Raw genomic sequence first — 20,025 nt, 5'->3', positions numbered from 1 at the left:
ACCGGAAAGCAAACGTTATGAGCCAGGCAATGCAACCCCAACGCACTTCCCCGTCCCCCGATGCCGCAGCCGCGCCCGCGCGAGCGCGCGGCGGCGTGTGGCAACTGATCAACCGCTCCGGCATCGTGATGGTGTTTCTCGTGCTGTTCGCGACGCTGTCGCTGACCGTGCCGGACTTCCTCACGCCGCGCAACATCCAGGGCCTGCTGCTGTCGGTCACGCTGATCGGCTCGATCGCGGTGACGATGATGTTCGTGCTCGCGCTCGGCGAAGTCGACCTGTCGGTCGCGTCGATCGTCGCGTTCTCGGGCGTCGTCGCGTCGACGCTGATCACCGCGACGCACAGCGTCGTGCTCGGCATCGCCGCCGGCGTGCTCGCGGGCGGCGCGGTCGGGCTCGTGAACGGCGTGCTGATCGCGCGCTGGCGGATCAACTCGCTGATCGTCACGCTCGCGATGATGGAAGTCGTGCGCGGGCTCGCGTTCATCACGTCGAACGGCGACGCGGTGATGATCTCCGAGGAGCGCTTCTTCGATCTCGGCGGCGGGTCGTTCCTCGGCATCTCGTATCCGATCTGGAGCAACATCGTCGGCTTCGTCGTGTTCGGCTTCCTGTTGCGCAAGACCGTGTTCGGCAAGAACGTGCTGGCGGTCGGCGGCAACGGCGAGGCCGCGCTGCTCGCGGGGCTGCCGGTGATGCGCATCAAGATCGCGGTGTTCGTGCTGCAGGGCCTCGTGACCGGCTTCGCCGGCGTGATGCTCGCGTCGCGGATGAGCCTCGGCGACCCGAAGACGTCGGTCGGTCTCGAACTCGGCGTGATCTCCGCGTGCGTGCTCGGCGGCGTGTCGCTGACGGGCGGCGTCGCGACGATCTCCGGCGTGCTGGTCGGCGTGCTGATCATGGGCTCCGTGCAGGATGCGATGAGCCTCTTGAACGTGCCGACCTTTTACCAATATCTGATACGCGGCGGAATTCTGTTGCTCGCGGTGCTGTTCGACCAGTATCGTCGCAACCAGCGGCGCGCGATGAAGATCTGACCCTGACGCACGCGCGGCCGCCTGCGAATGCGAAAGACATCGGGAGACGGCATGCAACAGACTCATCCGGGCACGGCGGCGGCGCTGCTGGTCGACAGCAGCAACACGCTCGGCGAAGGCGCGACGTGGTGCGACGCGACGCACGCGCTGTACTGGACGGACATCGAAGGCGCGCGGCTGTGGCGCTGCCGTGCGGACGGCTCGGACCTCGCGCAGTGGCCGATGCCCGAACGGCTCGCGTGCTTCGCGCTCACGCATGATCCCGACGTGCTGCTGGTCGGGCTTGCGACGCATCTCGCGTTCTTCGATCTGCGCAGCGGCGAATTCACGCGGATCGTCGACGTCGAACCCGACCTGCCGACGCGGCTGAACGACGGCCGCTGCGATCCGTTCGGCGCGTTCGTGTTCGGGATGAAGGACGAAGGCGGCGATCCGCCGCGCGCGGTCGGCGGCTTCTACCGGCTCAATCCGGACCTCACGCTCGAACGGCTTGCATTGCCGGCGGCCGCGATCGCGAACAGCATCGCGTTCTCGCCGGACGGCGCGAAGATGCATTTCTGCGATTCGATGGTGCGCGAGATTCTCGTCTGCGATTACCGCGCGGGCGGCGACGTGGCCAACGTGCGGCCGTTCGCGCGACTGACCGATGCTGATGGCGACCCGGACGGCTCGACGATGGATCGCGACGGCGGGCTGTGGAACGCGCAATGGGGCGGCCGGCGCGTGGTGCGTTACGGGCCGGACGGCATCGAGACGGACCGCGTGGCCGTGCCGACCGCGCAGCCGAGCTGCGTCGCAATCGACGGTGAAGGCCGCTTGTACGTGACGAGCGCGCGCGTCGGGTTGGGCGACGACGCGCTGGCGAGCGATGCCGATGCCGGCGGCGTGTTCGTCGCGCAAACGCGCCATGCGGGGCTGCCGACCGCGCGATTCGCAGGCGCGCCGCGCAACTGATCGCGCATTCGCGCACTGCAAGGATCCCGTTCATGGGATGCCGCTGACGCGGCGGCGTCGCGTTCAGGCCCGCGGTTTGCCGCGCTTGCGTGCGCGCGCCGTGCCGTTCCGGCTTCGCGGAACGCCCGTTCCGCCGCCGACCTGCTGGTAAGATGGCCCGCAATCCCATCCCGCCCGCACCATGAGCTCCACCCCGACCAAGCCCGCGAACCCGAAAAACGCCGCGAAGAACGCTGCCCGCGCGACGGGCGACAAGCCGAAGGCGCGCGTGCAACAGCGCCTGACCTACGTGATCGGCGGCCTCGACCGGCTGCTGCGCCGTCACATGACCGACGCGCTCGCGCCGCTCGGCATCACGCTCGCGCAATACACGGCGCTGTCGGTGCTCGAGGCGCGCGGCGCCTCGTCGAACGCGCAGCTGGCCGAGCGCTCGTGGATCACGCCGCAATCGGCGAACGAGGTGATGAGCGTGATGGCCGCCCGCGGTTTCGTCACGCGCGAGGCCGACCCGTCGCACGGCCGCATCATCCTGCTGACGCTGACCGACGCAGGCGCGGCGATGTTGCGTGAATGCGAAGGCGTGCTGCGCCCGCTCGAGGCGCGCATGCTCGGCGACATCTCCGCCGACGACGCCGCGCACGTGCAGCGCGCGCTCGAACTGTTCTCGCGCAACCTGCGCGGCTGATCCGTTTCCGGACCTGACGGCGCGGGCCCGTGCGGCCCGCGTTGGCCGTGCACGCGCCGTCGCCGGTCGCCCGACCGTGCCCCGATTCCGTCGTCACCGCCGCTTTCCGCTCCGGGTTTACACCGGCGCTCATGCCGCTTGCAATATCAGGTAGCCTGATATTAAATGAAGCCGTCCGCAGCAGGAATGCTGCGCACCGAATCGCACAGGAACGAACGACAGGAACAGACATGAGCAAGTACGACAACCGCTGGCAGACCGTGAAAGTGAACGTGGAGGCCGGCATCGCGTGGGTCACGCTGAACCGCCCCGAGAAGCGCAATGCGATGAGCCCGACGCTGAACCGGGAGATGCTGGAGGTCCTCGACGCGGTCGAGTTCGACGACGAGGCGAAGGTGCTGGTGCTGACCGGCGCGGGCGCCGCGTGGACGGCCGGCATGGATCTGAAGGAATATTTCCGCGAGATCGACGGCGGCTCCGACGCGCTGCAGGAAAAGGTGCGGCGCGACGCGTCGGAATGGCAGTGGCGCCGCCTGCGGATGTACAACAAGCCGACGATCGCGATGGTGAACGGCTGGTGCTTCGGCGGCGGGTTCTCGCCGCTCGTCGCCTGCGACCTCGCGATCGCGGCGGACGAAGCGGTGTTCGGGCTGTCGGAGATCAACTGGGGCATCCCGCCGGGCAACCTCGTCAGCAAGGCGATGGCCGACACGGTCGGGCACCGCCGCGCGCTGCACTACATCATGACCGGCGATACGTTCACCGGCGTGGAAGCGGCTGAAATGGGCCTCGTGAACAGCAGCGTGCCGCTGGCCGGCCTGCGCGACGCGACGATCGCGCTCGCCGCGCGGCTGATGGACAAGAACCCGGTCGTGCTGCGCGCCGCGAAGCACGGCTTCAAGCGCTCGCGCGAACTCACGTGGGAGCAGTGCGAGGATTACCTGTATGCGAAGCTCGACCAGGCGCAGCTGCGCGATCCGGAGCGCGGCCGCGAGCAGGGGCTGAAGCAGTTCCTCGACGACAAGACGATCAAGCCGGGCCTGCAGGCATACAAGCGCTGATACAGGCGCCGAAGCAATCGCCAACGCAGCCGCAAGAGACAGGCAAGGCAGGAGACGACATGACCGACAGACGGATGCTGATCGCGGGCGAGTGGTGCACCGCCCGCGACGGCCGAACCTTCGACCGATTCAACCCCGCGACGGGCGCGCTTGCGTCGCGCGCGCCGGCGGCCGGCCCGGTCGATGCCGACGCGGCGATCGACGCCGCGCACCGCGCATTCCCCGCGTGGGCGGCGCTCGCGCCGACCGAACGGCGCCGCCGGCTGCTGAAGGCGGCCGACCTGATGGACGCGCGCATCGACGAGATCATCGCGACCGGCGTCGCCGAAACTGGCGCGACGCCCGGCTGGCTCGGCTTCAACGTGACGCTCGCGGCGAACATGCTGCGCGAGGCCGCGTCGATGACGACGCAGATCGACGGCGACGTGATCCCGTCCGACGTGCCCGGCAATCTGGCGCTCGCGATGCGCGTGCCGTGCGGCGTCGTGCTCGGCATCGCGCCGTGGAACGCGCCGGTGATCCTCGGCACGCGCGCGCTGGCGATGCCGCTCGCGTGCGGCAACACCGTCGTGCTGAAGGCGTCCGAGGCGTGCCCGGGCGTGCACGCGCTGATCGGCGCGGTGCTGGACGAAGCGGGGCTCGGCGCGGGCGTGGTCAACGTGATCACGCACGCGGCGGCCGATGCACCCGCACTCGTCGAGCGGCTGATCGCGCATCCGCACGTGAAGCGGATCAACTTCACCGGGTCCACGCACGTCGGGCGCATCATCGCGCGCCACGCGGCCGCGCACCTGAAACCCGTGCTGCTCGAACTGGGCGGCAAGGCGCCGGTGCTCGTGCTCGACGATGCCGATCTCGATGCGGCCGTCGACGCGATCGCATTCGGCGCATTCTTCAACCAGGGGCAGATCTGCATGTCGACCGAGCGCGTGATCGCCGCGCGACCGATCGCCGATGCGCTCGTCGAACGGCTCGCCGCGAAGGCGCGCACGCTGGCCGCCGGCGATCCGCTGGCCGGCCTCCCGCTCGGTACGATGGTCGATGCGGCGGCCGCCGCGCGTGCCGCGTCGCTCGTCGAGGATGCGCGTGCGCACGGCGCGCGCCTGCCGCTCGGTTGCCGGATCGAGGGCGCGACGATGCAGCCCGCGATCGTCGACGGCGTCACGCACGACATGCGGCTCTATCGCGAGGAATCGTTCGCGCCGGTGGTCGCAATCATGCGCGCGGACAGCGACGACGAAGCGGTCGCGCTCGCGAACGACAGCGAGTTCGGGCTGTCGGCGAGCGTGTTCAGCCGCGACATCGCACGGGCGATGACGGTCGCGCGCCGGATCGTATCGGGGATCTGCCACATCAACGGGCCGACCGTGCACGACGAGGCGCAGATGCCGTTCGGCGGCACGAAGGCGAGCGGCTACGGTCGCTTCGGCAGCCGCGCGTCGATCGCCGAATTCACCGAGCTGCGCTGGATCACCGTGCAGACCACGCCGCGTCATTACCCGATATGAGCGAGCCGACGATGAATGTTGCGACGCCCGCCAGCGGGCAGGTAAATGAAACGGGCGGCGTGCGTTATCGCGCGGCGGCCGTCGCGGTCGGCGCGGCCGAGATTCGCCGCGCGGACAACGGCGCGTGGTACCTGCGCTCGCGCGAACCGCTCGGCGACTACCCGACGCGCGTGACCGACTGCCTCGTGCGCGGCGCGCAAGCGCACCCCGACCGCGTACTGGCGGCACGCCGCGGTGCCGACGGCCGCTGGATCGCGCTCACCTATGCGCAGATGCTGGAACGCGCCCGCGCGATTGGACAGGGCCTCGTCGATCTCGGGCTGTCGGTCGAGCGTCCGCTCGCGGTGCTGTCCGGCAACGATCTCGAGCATCTGCAGCTGATGTTCGCGGCGATGCTGGCCGGCGTGCCGTACTCGCCGATCTCGCCCGCGTATTCGCTGGTGTCGACCGACTACGGCAAGCTGCGTCACACGCTCGGCGTGCTGCGGCCGGGCGCGGTATTCGTCGCGGAACGCGCGCCGTTCGCGCGTGCGCTCGACGCGACGTTGCCGGCCGATGCGGCGCTGATCGTCGCGCAGGATGCGGACGTCGACGCCGAAGGGCGAGCGGTGCCGCTGTCGCGCCTGCTCGCCACCGTGCCGCGCACGATCGATGAAATCCATGCGGCGCTCGGCCCCGACCATCTCGCGAAGATCCTGTTTACGTCGGGTTCGACGAAGCAGCCGAAGGCCGTGCCGACCACGCACCGGATGCTGTGCAGCAACCAGCAGATGCTGCGCCAGACGATGCCCGAGCTGACGCGCGAGCCGCCGGTGCTGGTCGACTGGCTGCCGTGGAATCACACGTTCGGCGGCAGTCACAACCTCGGCATCGCGCTGTACAACGGCGGTTCGCTGTACATCGACGACGGCCGCCCGGTGCCGGGCCGCTTCGACGAAACCGTGCGCAACCTGCGCGAGATCGCGCCGACGATCTACTTCAACGTGCCGAAAGGCTGGGAAGAACTGACCGCCGCGCTCGAACGCGATTCGGCGTTGCGCGACACGTTCTTCTCGCGCGTGAAGCTGTACTTCTTCGGCGGCGCGGGGCTGTCGCAGGCCGCGTGGGACCGGCTCGACCGCGTGACCGAAGCGCATTGCGGCGAGCGCATCCGGATCATGGCCGGCCTCGGGATGACGGAGGCGTCGCCGTCGTGCCTGTTCACGACGGGGCCGCTGATGCGCGCCGGCTATATCGGCCTGCCCGCGCCTGGCTGCGACGCGAAGCTCGTGCCGTGCGGCGACAAGCTCGAGCTGCGTTTCAAGGGGCCGAACGTGATGCGCGGCTACTGGCACGCGGACGTCGATCCGCGCGACGTGTTCGACGACGAAGGCTATTACCGCAGCGGCGATGCGGGGGTCTTCGCCGATCCGCAGCGGCCGGAACTCGGGCTGCTGTTCGACGGCCGGCTCACCGAGGATTTCAAGCTGAGCAGCGGCACCTTCGTCAGCGTCGGGCCGTTGCGCGCGAACGCGGTGTCGAGCGGCGCGCCGTACGTGCAGGACGTGGTCGTCACCGGCATCGATCGCGACGACATCGGCCTGCTGGTGTTTCCGCGCGTCGAAGCGTGCCGCGCGCTGGCGGGGCTCGCGGCCGATGCGTCCGTGACCGACGTGCTGCGCGCGCCGGTCGTGCGCGCGGCGTTCGCGGCATGGCTTGCCGTGCTGAACCGGCATGCGAGCGGCGGCTCGACGTTCGTCGCGCGCATCCGGCTGATCGATACGCCGCCTTCGCTCGATCTCGGCGAAGTGACCGACAAGGGTTCGCTGAACCAGGCGGCCGTGCAGAAGCATCGCGCGGCGACGATCGACGCGCTGTACGACCCGGCGCGACGCGATCCCGACGTGATTTACGCGTAAGCAGAAGCAGACCGAAGCAAACCGAAGCAAGCAGGCACGACGACCGGCCGGTCACGATACCGGCAGGCATTCTTGCGGCCAGCGAATCAGGCTGCCTGATAAGGGAGGCCGTTCGGACGACACCGCGCGCGCCGCTCCGCCACTGGCCGGCGGCGGCGCGCGGCGGCCGTTGCAGGGCCGACGACTACAAGACATGGGATTGGAGACAGACACGATGAACACTTACGTTGCCGAAAAACCCACGGTCGCGACCACGCTCGCGCTGTGTTTCGCGATCGCCCTTCTCGAAGGGCTCGACCTGCAGTCGGTCGGCGTCGCCGCGCCGCGCATGGCGCGCGAATTCGGGTTGAGCGTGTCGCAGATGGGCATCGCGTTCAGCGCGGGCACCTTCGGGCTGCTGCCGGGCGCGATGCTCGGCGGGCGGCTCGCCGACCGGATCGGCCGCAAGCGCGTGCTGATCGCGTCGGCCGTGCTGTTCGGGCTGCTGTCGATCGCCACCGCGCAGGTCTCGACCTTCGCGATGCTCGTCGTCGTGCGCGTGCTGACCGGCATCGGCCTCGGCGGCGCGATGCCGAACCTGATCGCGCTGTCGTCCGAAGCGGTCGAGCCGCGCTCGCGCAGCAGCGCGGTGGCGACGATGTACTGCGGCATCCCGTTCGGCGGCGTGATCGCGTCGCTGATCGGCGTGCTGCTCGCCGGCGACACCGAATGGCGGCACATCTTCTACGTCGGCGGCGTGGGGCCGCTGCTGCTCGTGCCGCTGCTGGTGTGGTTCCTGCCGGAATCGCGCGCGTATCTCGACGTCGCCGGCACGCCGGCCGCGCGCACGAGCGTCGCGCGCACGCTGTTCGGCGACGGCCGCACGACGTCGACGGTCGCGCTGTGGATCAGCTACTTCTGCACGCTGATCGTCCTCTACTTCCTGCTGAACTGGCTGCCGTCGCTGATGGCCTCGCGCGGGCTCGATCGCGCGCACGTCGGCCTCGTGCAGATCGCGTTCAACGTCGGCGCGGGGCTCGGCGCGCTCGGCATCGGCGCGGCGCTCGACCGGATGCGCGCGTCGCGCGTGGTTGGCGGCATGTACGTCGGGATCGTGCTGTCGCTCGCCGCGCTCGCGGCCGCGCCGGGCTTCGCGTCGCTCGCGGCAGCCGCGTTCGCGGCCGGGATGTTCGTGGTCGGCGGGCAGTCGGTGCTGTATGCGCTCGCGGCGATCTATTACCCGACCGCGATGCGCGGCACGGGCGTCGGCGCGGCGGTGGCCGTCGGCCGGCTCGGTTCCGTCGTCGGGCCGCTCGCGGCCGCGACGCTGCTGGCCGCCGGCCGCAGCGCGCCCGTCGTGATCGGCGCCAGCATCCCCGTCACGCTCGTCGCGGCCTTCGCCGCATTCGTGCTGATTCGCCGCCCGCAAGCCGGCGACTGAGCTTTCGTTTTTTTCGATGCGCGCCGTCAGAGCGCGCGATTCAACACGGTCTGGAGACGCAACGACATGAAGACGAAGACAAGGAACGGCCTGCTGGCCGCCGGCGCGTGCTGCGCGCTCGCCGCGCCGGGCGCGCACGCGCAGTCGAGCGTGACGCTGTACGGGATCATCGATACGGGCGTCGAGTTCGTGTCGCACGCGAACGCGGCCGGCGACCATGTCGTGCGCATGCCGGGCGTGACGGGCGAGCTGCCGTCGCGCTGGGGCCTGCGCGGCACCGAGGATCTCGGCGGCGGCTACCAGGCGGTATTCACGCTCGAAAGCGGCTTCAACGTGCGCGGCGGCGATCTCGGCCAGGGCGGCCGGCTGTTCGGGCGGCAGGCGTTCGTCGGGCTGAAGAGCGGCTTCGGCACGCTCGCGTTCGGCCGCCAGTACACGATGACCTATCTCGCGCTGCAGGGCGCGGACATCATCGGCCCCGACATCTACGGGCTCGGCTCGTTCGACGCGTACGTGCCGAACGGCCGCGCCGACAACGCGGTGACCTACGTCGGCACCTATCGCGGCGTGACGCTCGGCGCCGCGTATTCGTTCGGCCGCGACGGCGCGGGCACCGGCAACTCGCCGGGGCAGGGCACCTGCGCGGGGCAGGTGCCGGGCGATGCCGTCCAGTGCCGCAACTGGTCGGTGATGCTCAAGTACGACAGCGCGTATTTCGGTGCGGCGGCGTCGTACGAGGAGCAGCGCGGCGGCACCGGCGCGGCCGCGAACTTCTTCGATGGCGTGGCGCCCGTTCCTTTCACGAGCAGCGGCGGCAAGGACGCGCGCACGCACGTGAGCGCGTATGCGCAGGCGGCGGGCGCGCGGATCGGCGCGGGCTGGATCGGGCGGCGCGTGTCGACCGGTTCGCCGGTCGCGCCGGGCGCGCATTCGGACCTGTTCTTCGTTGGCGCGTCGTATGCGGTGAAGCCCGATTTCGTCGTCGACGGCGAAGGCTACCGGATCGTCAACAGCGCGCACGACACGCGCGCGACGATGGCCACGCTGCGCGCGACCTATCTGCTGAGCAAGCGCACGGCCGTCTACGCGCAATCGTCGTATCTGTGGAACAGCGCGCATGCACGCTACGCGGTCAGCGGCGGCGGGCCCGGCACGACACCCGGCGCAGGGATGGGGCAGCTCGGCGCGATGGTCGGCGTGCGGCACATGTTCTGATCCGGCAGCCAGACGAACGGGAGCTATCTTGAACAGGAAATCTGCATTCCTCTGTATTGCGCCGCTGTCCGCGGCGGCCATGCTCGCCGGCTGCGGCGGCGACGATTCGGTCAGCGCCACGCCGACGCACCTGAGCGCCGCGACGCCGGCCGCGATGGCGCAGACGTGCGACGCGCTCGCCGCGAAGCTCGCGTATGCGAACACGTCGTTCACGTCGGTGACGACCGCGGCCGCCGGCGCGCTGACGGTGGCCGGCAAGCCGATCGCCGAGCACTGCGTGATCGAAGGGAAGATGAACGAGCGCGTGAGCGCGGTGGACGGCAACACCTATGCGATCGGCTTCGAGATGCGCTTGCCGAAAGCGTGGAACGGTCGCTTCTTCTACCAGGCGAACGGCGGGCTCGACGGCAACGTCGTGACCGCGACCGGCGAGGTCGGCGGCGGCGGGCCGCTGACCGATGCGCTGAACATGGGCTTCGCGGTGATCAGCTCGGATTCCGGGCACAGCGCCGCGCAGAACCCGCTGTTCGGCCTCGATCCGCAGGCGCGGCTCGATTACGGCTACGGCGCGGTCGACGCGCTCACGCCGATGGCGAAGCAGGTGATCCGGCTCGCATACGGGAAGACGCCCGACCGCAGCTATTTCGGCGGCTGCTCGAACGGCGGCCGGCACGCGATGGTCACGGCCGTGCGCAACGCGGGCGACTACGACGGGATCATCGCGGGCGATCCGGGCTTCCATCTGCCGAAGGCGGCGATCGGCGAGATGTACGGCGCACAGCAGTTCGCGAAGATCGCGTCGGCGACCGGGACGAACGGGCTACCCGACATCCGCAGCGGCTTCACCGATGCGGAGCGCCGGTTCGTCGGCGCGACGATTCTCGACAAGTGCGATGCGCTCGATGGCGTGGCCGACGGGATGGTGCAGGACGTCGCCGCGTGCCAGGCGCATTTCAGCGTCGAGACGGACATTCCGACCTGCGCGAACGCCACGCGCACCGGCGCGTGCCTCACGACCGCGCAGAAGAGCGCGCTCGAGAACGTGTTCGCGGGCGCGCGCAACAGCGCGGGCACGGCGCTCTATGCGAGTTTTCCGTACGATCCGGGCATCTCGGGCCCCGGCTGGGCCGCATGGAAACAGTCGAATTCGGTCATGCTCGACCCGGCCGCGATGGCGTTCACGTTCATGACGCCGCCGAAAACCGCCGCGACGCTCGCGAACCTCGCCGGCTTCGCGCTCGGCTTCGACATGGACAACGACGCGCCGGCGATCTTCGCGACGAACGGCGTGTACACGCAATCGTCGTGGTCGTTCATGACGCCGCCCGACGAGACCAACCTGTCCGCGCTGAAATCGCGCGGCGCGAAGCTGCTCGTCTATCACGGCACCGGCGACCCGGTGTTCTCGTTCAACGACACGAGCGACTGGTACGGGCGGCTCGCGCAGGCGAACGGCGGCGACGCGTCGGGCTTCGCGCGCTTCTATCCGGTGCCGGGCATGAACCACTGCTCGGGCGGGCCGGCGGCCGACCAGTTCGACATGCTGACGCCGCTCGTCGCGTGGGTCGAGCAGGGGCAGGCGCCCGCGGCGATCGTCGCCACGGCGCGCGACACGACGAACGCGGTGCCGAACGCGGACGTGCCGACGTCGTGGGGCGCGGGACGCACGCGGCCGTTGTGCCCGTATCCGCAGGTCGCGCGCTACAACGGCTCGGGCGACGTGAATTCGGCGGCGAGCTTCAGTTGTCGATGATGTAGGGAAGGGGGATGTACCGACGCGCGGAAGCTTCGGTACATTCGCCGCTGTTCGGCGGCGGATGGCGCGAGCGTGCCGGTCCGTCCGGATGGAAACGGCGGTGCGCCGCGCACGATGATCGAGTTTGGGGCCCGACGTGGCATCCGGGGATACACTGTGGCGCTTTCGCGTCGGCGAGACACGTCCCGGCCGACGTGCGCCGCCAGGTATCTTTCCTCTGATTCGACCATGCAAACCGTAGCGGTACTCGACTTCGAAACAACCGGGCTTTCTCCGAACATGGGCGACAGGGCAACCGAGATCGCCGTGATCCTGCTGCGCGACGGCCAGATCGTCGACCGCTACCAGAGCCTCATGAACGCGGGACGCCGCATTCCGTCCGACATCGTCGCGCTCACGGGGATCACGAACGACATGATCGCGTCGGCACCGCCGGTGTCGAAGGTCATGAAGGAAGCCGCGGCATTCGTCGGCAGCCATCCCGTCGTCGCGCACAACGCCGGCTTCGACAAGCGGTTCTGGCAGGCCGAACTCGGGATGCTCGGGATGGCGGCCGAGCATGCGTTCGCATGCACGATGCTCGTCGCGCGGCGCCTCTACCCGCACGCGCAAAGTCACCGGCTGTCGAGCCTGGCCGACATGCTGCGCTTGCCGCAGACGGGCCGTGCCCACCGCGCGATGGTCGACGCGGAGATCGCGAGCCATCTGTGGTGCCGGATGCAGCGCGACATCGGCGAGACTTACGGGTTGCGGCAGGTCGATCACGGGCTCATGTCGCGATTGCAGACGACGAGCAAGGCGAAGGTCGCGACGTTTTTCGGTTCATTGGCTGCCGACAGGCGCTGACGTTCGAGCGTCACTCGCCGGGATCCACCGGCACCTCGAGCCCGACCTTCACGCGGCTCATGCTCACCAGCGTCTTGAAGCGCTTCACGTTGTTGTTCGCGAAGAACAGCTCGCGCGTGAGCGCGTTGTACTGATCCATGTTGCGCACGGCGAGGATCAGCACGAAATCCCATTCCCCGGTCACGTAGTAGCACTGCTGGATCTGCGGGCACCGCTCGAAGGTCCGCTTCATCGCGTCGAGCTGGTCGATCTGCTCGCGCTCGACCTCCACGTTCACGACGATCGTCAGCGGATGATCGACCTTCTCCGGCGCGACGACCGCCGTGTAGCGCTCGATCACGCCGTCTTCCGCGAGCCGCCGCAGGCGGCGGTTCACGGCGGCGGTCGACAGGTTCACGCGGGCGCCGAGTTCGGTCTGCGGCGTGTGCGCGTCGCGCTGGACTTCCATCAGCAGCTTGCGATCGAATGCATCGAGTGGGGTGGGCATGATGGTGCGGCAGCCTCGAAAGAATGAGAAATTTTTGCGTCCGGAGCGCCGATTTGGCGATTTTGTTGACCGGGATGCGCAATATTATTTTTCGGACCGACGGCGTGCGCAACCCGTATGCGCCCGCACCGCATCCACCGCCGGGCCGCCCGCGCGGCCCATTTCCGGAGCCCTTCCCGCCATGCTGATCGCCAATCCCCGCGCGTCGCGCACCGACTATCCCGACACGCTGCGCCGCATCATGAACATCGCCGCGGCAGACGAGAGCGGCGCGTGGCTCGCGCACTGGCCGCTCGTCGGCGCGGCCCGCACGCCGTTGCGTGCGCTGCCCGATCTGGCCGCGCGGCTCGGCGTCGCGAGCATCAGCGTGAAGGACGAAGCGTGCCGTTCGCCGCTCGGCAGCTTCAAGGCGCTCGGCGCGCCGATCGCGCTGATGCGGCTCGTGAAGCGGTTGCGGCGCAACGAGGCGCTCGATCCGCAGGGGCTCGTCACGGGCCGCTACGCGGCGTCGCTGGCCGACCTGACGGTGATCAGCGCAACCGACGGCAATCACGGCCGCGCATTGGCTGCAGCCGCGCGCGCGATCGGCTGCCGCTGCGTGATCGTGCTGCACGCGCACGTCGACGCGGAGCGCGAGCATGCGATCGCCGCGCACGGCGCACGGATCGTGCGGATCGCCGGCAACTACGACGAATCGGTCGTGCACGCCGCGCAGCTCGCGGACGCGAACGGCTGGCACGTGGTGTCGGATACGTCGTACGACGGCTACGAGGCGATTCCGCGCGACGTGATGCAGGGCTACGGCGTGATCGCGGCCGAGGCGCTCGCGCAGGCGGCGGGAGAGGGCAACCTCGGCGATGGCGATGGCGATGGCGATGGCGATGGCAGCGGCAGCGGCAGCGGCGATAACCGGCCGTTCACGCACGTGTTCCTGCAGGGCGGCGTCGGCGGCCTTGCGGCCGGTGTCGCGAGCTATCTGTGGGAGCATGCCGGCGCACGGCGGCCGCATTTCATCGTCGTCGAGCCGCGCCAGGCCGATTGCCTGTACCAGAGCGCGCTCGCCGGGCGCGCGACGAAGGCGACCGGCAGCGTCGACTCGGTGATGGCGGGGCTCGCGTGCGGCGAGGCGTCGCCGCTCGCGTGGGACTTTCTCGAGCCGAGCATCGATCACTTCATGCTGATCGACGACGACGACGCGGTGCAGGCGATGCGCGCGCTGGCCGCCGGCAGCGAACGCGACGTGCCGTTCGTGTCCGGCGAGTCGGGCGCGGCGGGCATCGCGGGGCTGACCGTGCTGATGCGCGACCCGGCGCTGGCGCGGCAGGCGGGGCTCGACGCGAACGCGCGCGTGCTGGCGATCAACACGGAAGGCGCGACCGCACCGAGCGTCTACCGGCAGTGTGTCGGCGAGGCGGCCGACGCGGTGCTGGCGCGCCAGCGCGACTGGCTGACGCGGACCCGCGCGGCAGCGGAAGCCTGAGCGACCCGAACGACCTGACGACCGACGAGGCAAGCACGATGGACGCACTGGACGCAATGGCGGAAAGCACGCTGCAGGGCCGGCTGAAAACCTGGCGCCGGCATCTGCACCAGCACCCGGAGACGGGTTTCGAGGAAGTGAACACGTCGGACTACGTCGCGCGGATCCTGACGACGCTCGGGCTCGACGTGCAGCGCGGGATCGGCGGCACGGGGCTGGTGGCGAACCTGACGGTCGGCACCGGCACGCGCGCGATCGGCATCCGCGCGGACATGGACGCGCTGAACATCGCCGAGCACGCGCCGGGCCGCGAACATGCGTCGCGCACGCCGGGCAAGATGCACGCGTGCGGGCACGACGGCCACATGTCGATGGTGCTCGGCGCCGCGCAACTGCTGGCCGAGCGCAAGGACTTCGACGGCACGGTGCGCTTCATCTTCCAGCCGGCCGAGGAACATGGCCGCGGCGCGAAGGCGATGATGGCCGACGGGCTGTTCGAGCGTTTCCCGGTCGATGCGATCTTCGGCGCGCACAACATGCCGGGCATGCGCGCCGGCACGTTCGCGACGCGCGCGGGCGGCATCATGGCGAGCGAGGACAACTTCGTGATCCGGATCGACGGGCGCGGCACGCATGCGGCGCGCCCGCACATGGGCATCGATCCGATCGTGATCGGCTCGCAGATCGTGCTCGCGCTGCAGACGATCGTGTCGCGCAATCTCGATCCGGGCCGGCAGGCGGTGATCTCGTGCACGGAGTTCATCACCGACGGGCTGCGCAACGTGCTGCCGTCGACGGTGACGATCAAGGGCGACACGCGCAGCTATGCGCGCGACGTGCAAACGCTGCTCGAAACGCGGATGCGCGAGATCAGCGAAGGGATCTGCCGCACGCACGGTGCGGCGTGCACGTTCGAATACACGCACGAGTTCGCGCCGACGGTGAATTCCCCGGAATGGGTCGACACGGCCGTGCAGGCTGCGACGCACGTCGCGGGCGCCGACGCGGTGAACGCCGACGTGCAGCCGATGATGATCTCGGAAGACTTCGGCGCGTTCCTGCAGGCGGTGCCCGGCAACTTCGTGTTCATCGGCAACGGCGAAGCGGCCGCGCGCGGCGGGGTGCCGCTGCACAACGCGGCGTACGATTTCAACGACGAGATTCTGCCGGTCGGCGCGCGGTATTTCGCGGAGGTGGCGCGGCGGGCGTTGAAGGCGGCGTAGCAGGCCTCCGACGGTCTGTTCGCAGGCACCCGCTACGCGTCCGGTTCGCCCGGCAGGCCGTTACGCTTCGGCCGCCCGCCTGGCCGACACGTCGGCCGTGCCGGTGCGATCGAGAATCGCCAGCACTTCGCGCGCGGTGTTCTCCGAATGGCTGCGCAGCACCTGCGGCAGCCGCGCGTGGTCGGGATCGGCGAGCGCGGCCATGATCGCTTCGTGCTCGTGCAGCGATTCGGCCCAGCGCAGCGTGTCCGCGTTCGCGGCGCCGCGCGCGCGGTGCACCTTCGACATCAGCGACGCATAGATGCCCGACAGCACGGGGTTGCCGGCCGCGTCGATGATCATCTGATGAATCTGCTGGTTCAGCCGGAAATACTCGACCCGCTTGCCGGCCTCGTGACACTCGACCATCCGCCGGTGCTTCGCCTGCAGCGCGGCGAGCGTCGACGTGCCGATCCGCTTGCGCAGCAATTCGCCCGCCATCGCCTCGAGCCCGTGCAGCAGCTCGAACGTCGACACGAGATCGTCGACGTCGATCGACGCGACGCGATAGCCGATGTACTGGCGATGCGTGACGGCGCCTTCCGCGACGAGCACCTTCAGCGCTTCGCGCAGCGGCGTCTTCGACACGTCGAACGCGAGGCTCAGTTCCTTTTCGTCGATCCGCGCGCCGGGCGGCAGTTCGCCCTCGTCGATCATCACGCGCAGGCGCGCGGCGATCTCCGCGGCCATGCCGCGCGTGCGCAGAAGCAGGGGATTGCGGGGTGTCTGGCTCATGATGGCGCAAGCTTATCACGATATCGGGGCTTACCCTGCACCACGATAGTGATAAAACAAATTCAATTAAACCAAGCGTTTACGATAACGGTAATTATAAATTTCTAATCCTATACTCGGCTCAACGTTGCGCGACGTCCTGACCATCCTCGTTCATCCCTGGAGTCCGTTCATGTCTTCAACCTCCGGTGTCGCTGCCCTGACGGTCGGCAAGTCCGCCGTCCGCTGGAAGATATTCGTCGTCATGCTGAGCCTCATCGCGATCAACTACGTCGATCGCGCGTCGCTGTCCGTCGCCATGCCTTACATCTCGCAGGAGTTCAAGATCGGGCCGGCAATGGAGGGCCTGATCCTCAGTTCATTTTTCTGGACCTATGCGGTGATGCAGATCCCGGGCGGGATGCTGGCCGACCGGTTCAAGCCGCGCATCGTGATCGCGACGGCGACCGTGTTCTGGGGCTTCTTCCAGGCGATCGCCGCGCTGTGCACGAACGCGCCGTCGCTGCTGCTCACGCGCCTCGGCCTCGGCGCATCAGAAGCGCCGATCTATCCGGCCGGCGGCAAGCTCAACGCGATCTGGATGACGCAGACCGAGCGCGGCCGCGGCGCCACGCTGCTCGACGGCGGCGCGCCGCTCGGCGCGGCCCTGGGCGCGGTGCTGATCGCCGGCCTGATCGCGCTGCTCGGCTCGTGGCGGCTCGCGTTCGCGGTGGCCGGCGTCGGCACCGTGCTGGCCGGTTTCCTCGCGTGGTACTACATCCGCAACACGCCGCGCGAGCATCCGGGCGTCAACGATCTCGAGGCCGACTACATCGAGGCGTCGCACGCGAGCGACCTCGCGGCCGAGCCGGCCGGTGCATCGGGGCGCTCGCGCGACTTCTTCAAGTACCGCTCGGTGTGGTGCATGTTCTTCGGCTGGATGTGCTTCAACAGCGTGTTCTACGGGCTGCTCACGTGGATGCCGAACTACCTGCACAAGGTGCACGGCTTCGACATCAAGCAGATGGGCGGGTCGACCTTCATCATCTTTTTCTGCGGCTTCGTCGGCGAGCTGCTCGGCGGCTGGATCGCCGACAAGTGGAAAGCCGCGGGCGGGCGTCCGAACGTCGTGATGCGCACGCTGTTCGGCATCGCCGCGGTGATCGCGACCGTGTCGATCTTTTCCGTCGCCTACGTGAAGAGCCCGGTCGTGTGCGTCGCGCTGCTGTCGACGACGCTGTTCTTCCTGCGCTGGTGCGGGCTGTACTGGTGCATCCCGTCGTCGCTCGGCACACGCAACAAGATCGGCTTCCTCGGCGGCCTCATGAACCTCGGCGGCAACATCGGCGGCATCACCGTGCCGATCCTCGTCGGCGCGATCGTGCAGTTCACCGGTTCCTACTTCCTTGCGCTGATGGTGTTCGCGGCGGCCGGCGTCGGCCTGTTCGTGTGCTCCAGCGCGATCGACTACGAAAACAAGCTCCCCGTCTGACCGACCCCTTTCACTGCATCGACTGCATTCATTGGTAGAGAGAAAACCCATCATGAAGAAACGTACCCTGCTCGGCATGCTCACCCCTTCGTCCAACACGTCGCTCGAACCGCTGACGAGCGCGATGGTCGCCGGCCTGCCGGGCGTGTCCGCGCACTTCGCGCGCTTTCCCGTCACCGAAATCTCGCTGACGGGCCAGGCGCTCGGCCAGTTCGACGACGACAAGATCATCCAGGCCGCGATGCTGCTCGCGGACGCGAAGGTCGACGTGATCGCATGGAACGGCACGTCGTCCGGCTGGCTCGGCTTCGAGGCCGACGAGCGGCTGTGCGAGCGCATCACCGAAGCGACCGGCATTCCGGCCACGACGTCGGTGCTCGCGCTCAACGAGATCCTGAAGAAGACGAACGCGCACGAGTTCGGCCTCGTCACGCCGTATCTCGACGACGTGCAGACGAAGATCGTCGACAACTATCGCCGCTCGGGGCTGAACTGCATCGCCGAGCGCCACCTGAACCTGAAGGTCAATTTCTCGTTCTCCGAAGTGACGGGCGACCAGATCGGCGGGATGGTGCGCGAAGTGGCGAAGGCCGGCCCGCGCGCGATCTCGATCTTCTGCACGAACCTGAACGCCGCGCACCTGGTGCCGGCGCTCGAGGAAGAGACGGGCATTCCGATCTACGACACGATCTCGACCGTCGTGTGGAAGTCGCTGCAGCTCGCCGACTACGACACGCGGCAGGTGAAAGGCTGGGGGCGTCTCTTCAGCGACGTGATCTGAGGCGCGCGTCATGTCGAACGATCTCGATTTCGTGATCCGTCACGCGGACGTCGTGACGGCGGCGGACCGGTTCTCGTGCGACATCGGCATCCGCGCGGGGCGTGTGGCCATGCTCGGCCACGGGCTGCCGCGCGCGCCGCGCGAGCTCGATGCGAGCGGCATGCTCGTGATGCCGGGCGGCGTCGATGCGCACTGCCACCTCGACCAGCCGATGCCCGACGGGCTGAAGATGGCCGACGATTTCCTGTCCGGCACGCGCTCCGCGCTGTGCGGCGGCACGACCACCGTCGTGCCGTTCGCCGCGCAGGCGAAGGGGCAGTCGCTGCAGGCGGCCGTCGACGACTATCACCGGCGCGCGGAAGGGCGCGCGCTGATCGACTATGGTTTTCACCTGATCGTCGCCGATCCGACGCCGCACGTGCTGGCCGAGGAGCTGCCGCGGCTGATCTCGAACGGCTACACGTCGTTCAAGGTGTACATGACCTACGACGACCTGAAGCTGAACGATCGGCAGATGCTCGACGTGCTGTCGGTCGCGCGCGAGCACGGTGCGCTCGTGATGGTGCATGCGGAGAATTCGGACTGCATCGGCTGGCTGACCGAGCGGCTGCTCGGCGACGGCCACGTCGCGCCGCATTTTCATGCGCACGCGCGGCCGGCCGTGGTCGAGCGCGAGGCGACGCATCGCGCGATCGCGTTCGCGGAACTCGTGGACGTGCCGATCCTGATCGTGCACGTGTCGGGCGCCGAGGCGATCGAGCAGATCCGCTGGGGACAATCGCGCGGCCTGCCGATCCTGGCCGAAACCTGCCCGCAGTACCTGTATCTGACGGCCGCCGATCTCGGTCATCACGGTCACGACGGCTACGAAGGCGCGAAATGCGTATGCAGCCCGCCGCCGCGCGATCCGGCCAACCAGCAGGCGGTGTGGAAGGCGCTGAAGCAGGGCGTGTTCTCGGTATTCTCGTCCGATCACGCACCGTTCAACTACGACGATCCGTGCGGCAAGCATCCGGGCGGGCAGGCCGTCTCGTTCGACCATATCCCGAACGGGATTCCGGGGCTCGAGACGCGGCTGCCGCTGCTGTTCGATGGCGTGCGCAAGGGGAATCTGTCGCTGCACCAGTTCGTCGAGCTGACGTCGCTGCGGCCCGCGAAGCTGTACGGGTTGTATCCGCGCAAGGGGACGATCGCGGTCGGCGCCGATGCGGATATCGTCGTGTGGGATCCGGACAAACGTGTGCGGATCGCGAACGCGTCGCTGCATCATGCGGTCGACTACACGCCTTATGAAGGGATCGAGGTGACGGGCTGGCCGCGTCATTGCCTGTCGCGCGGCGAGCTGCTCGTCGAGGACGGCCGGCTGCTCGCGGCGGAGCCGGGGCGCGGGCAGTTCGTGCCGGCCGGCAAGCCGTGCCTCGACTGACGT

At 68.8% G+C, this 20,025-nt stretch carries 17 protein-coding genes; 15 read left to right on the top strand and 2 right to left on the bottom strand.

Annotated features, from left to right (window positions below):
* Positions 1-17 precede the first annotated feature (17 nt).
* From araH to U4012_RS09510, 10 genes are all read left to right on the top strand, one after another.
* Positions 18-1,037, top strand: a complete 1,020-nt coding sequence (araH, locus tag U4012_RS09555; protein WP_044847378.1) for an L-arabinose ABC transporter permease AraH — start codon at positions 18-20, stop codon at positions 1,035-1,037.
* A 51-nt stretch (positions 1,038-1,088) separates the two neighbouring features.
* Complete coding sequence (locus tag U4012_RS09550; RefSeq protein WP_321798031.1) at positions 1,089-1,991, top strand: SMP-30/gluconolactonase/LRE family protein; 903 nt, start codon at positions 1,089-1,091, stop codon at positions 1,989-1,991.
* A 181-nt stretch (positions 1,992-2,172) separates the two neighbouring features.
* Positions 2,173-2,676, top strand: coding sequence for a MarR family winged helix-turn-helix transcriptional regulator (locus U4012_RS09545; RefSeq protein ID WP_044847376.1), 504 nt, complete (start codon positions 2,173-2,175; stop codon positions 2,674-2,676).
* 230 nt (positions 2,677-2,906) lie between these two features.
* Entirely contained in the window at positions 2,907-3,737 is an 831-nt protein-coding gene (locus tag U4012_RS09540; RefSeq protein WP_044847375.1) for a p-hydroxycinnamoyl CoA hydratase/lyase, read from the top strand.
* A 59-nt stretch (positions 3,738-3,796) separates the two neighbouring features.
* Positions 3,797-5,245, top strand: a complete 1,449-nt coding sequence (locus U4012_RS09535; RefSeq protein ID WP_321798028.1) for an aldehyde dehydrogenase — start codon at positions 3,797-3,799, stop codon at positions 5,243-5,245.
* Positions 5,242-7,143 carry a feruloyl-CoA synthase gene (locus tag U4012_RS09530; protein ID WP_321798026.1) on the top strand — a complete coding sequence of 634 codons (1,902 nt, stop codon included), beginning with the start codon at positions 5,242-5,244 and terminating at the stop codon, positions 7,141-7,143. Before U4012_RS09535 ends, U4012_RS09530 begins: the two co-directional genes overlap by 4 nt.
* Before the next feature lie 214 nt (positions 7,144-7,357).
* The gene (gene mhpT, locus U4012_RS09525) at positions 7,358-8,563 is read left to right on the top strand and encodes a 3-(3-hydroxy-phenyl)propionate transporter MhpT (protein WP_044847372.1); all 1,206 of its coding nucleotides are present in this window, start codon (positions 7,358-7,360) and stop codon (positions 8,561-8,563) included.
* Between the two features lie 66 nt (positions 8,564-8,629).
* Complete coding sequence (locus U4012_RS09520) at positions 8,630-9,778, top strand: porin (RefSeq protein ID WP_321798023.1); 1,149 nt, start codon at positions 8,630-8,632, stop codon at positions 9,776-9,778.
* Between the two features lie 28 nt (positions 9,779-9,806).
* Entirely contained in the window at positions 9,807-11,531 is a 1,725-nt protein-coding gene (locus tag U4012_RS09515) for a tannase/feruloyl esterase family alpha/beta hydrolase (RefSeq protein WP_321798021.1), read from the top strand.
* A gap of 231 nt (positions 11,532-11,762) precedes the next feature.
* A complete protein-coding gene (locus U4012_RS09510) occupies positions 11,763-12,380 on the top strand; it encodes a 3'-5' exonuclease (protein ID WP_321798019.1) in 618 nt (205 codons plus the stop codon).
* 10 nt (positions 12,381-12,390) lie between these two features.
* Here the strand turns inward: U4012_RS09510 and U4012_RS09505 are convergent, their stop codons facing one another.
* The gene (locus tag U4012_RS09505; protein WP_044847368.1) at positions 12,391-12,867 is read right to left on the bottom strand and encodes an Lrp/AsnC family transcriptional regulator; all 477 of its coding nucleotides are present in this window, start codon (positions 12,865-12,867) and stop codon (positions 12,391-12,393) included.
* Between the two features lie 181 nt (positions 12,868-13,048).
* Between U4012_RS09505 and U4012_RS09500 the strand changes: the two genes are divergently transcribed.
* The gene (locus tag U4012_RS09500; protein WP_321798016.1) at positions 13,049-14,347 is read left to right on the top strand and encodes a PLP-dependent lyase/thiolase; all 1,299 of its coding nucleotides are present in this window, start codon (positions 13,049-13,051) and stop codon (positions 14,345-14,347) included.
* A gap of 38 nt (positions 14,348-14,385) precedes the next feature.
* Positions 14,386-15,570, top strand: a complete 1,185-nt coding sequence (locus U4012_RS09495) for a M20 aminoacylase family protein (protein WP_321798014.1) — start codon at positions 14,386-14,388, stop codon at positions 15,568-15,570.
* A 60-nt stretch (positions 15,571-15,630) separates the two neighbouring features.
* On the opposite strand, the gene U4012_RS09490 is transcribed toward U4012_RS09495, so the two are convergent.
* Positions 15,631-16,344: a GntR family transcriptional regulator gene (locus U4012_RS09490; protein ID WP_321798012.1), complete on the bottom strand. Its 714-nt coding sequence runs from the start codon at positions 16,342-16,344 to the stop codon at positions 15,631-15,633.
* A gap of 172 nt (positions 16,345-16,516) precedes the next feature.
* Here U4012_RS09490 and U4012_RS09485 point away from each other — a divergent pair, with 172 nt between their 5' ends.
* Genes U4012_RS09485 through hydA form a run of 3 tightly spaced genes read left to right on the top strand, consistent with a single transcriptional unit; the run spans position 16,517 to position 20,022 of the window.
* Positions 16,517-17,815, top strand: a complete 1,299-nt coding sequence (locus U4012_RS09485) for an MFS transporter (RefSeq protein WP_124486017.1) — start codon at positions 16,517-16,519, stop codon at positions 17,813-17,815.
* A gap of 52 nt (positions 17,816-17,867) precedes the next feature.
* Positions 17,868-18,596 carry an aspartate/glutamate racemase family protein gene (locus U4012_RS09480; RefSeq protein WP_321798009.1) on the top strand — a complete coding sequence of 243 codons (729 nt, stop codon included), beginning with the start codon at positions 17,868-17,870 and terminating at the stop codon, positions 18,594-18,596.
* Positions 18,597-18,606: 10 nt separating this feature from the next.
* Positions 18,607-20,022, top strand: coding sequence for a dihydropyrimidinase (gene hydA, locus U4012_RS09475; RefSeq protein WP_321798006.1), 1,416 nt, complete (start codon positions 18,607-18,609; stop codon positions 20,020-20,022).
* Positions 20,023-20,025: the final 3 nt, after the last annotated feature.

Origin of the sequence: Burkholderia sp. BCC1988, from assembly GCF_905339895.1 — a bacterium.
Classification (GTDB): domain Bacteria; phylum Pseudomonadota; class Gammaproteobacteria; order Burkholderiales; family Burkholderiaceae; genus Burkholderia.
Note: the sequence above shows the minus strand (reverse complement) of the source record. Positions and strands in the feature narration are given on the sequence as shown.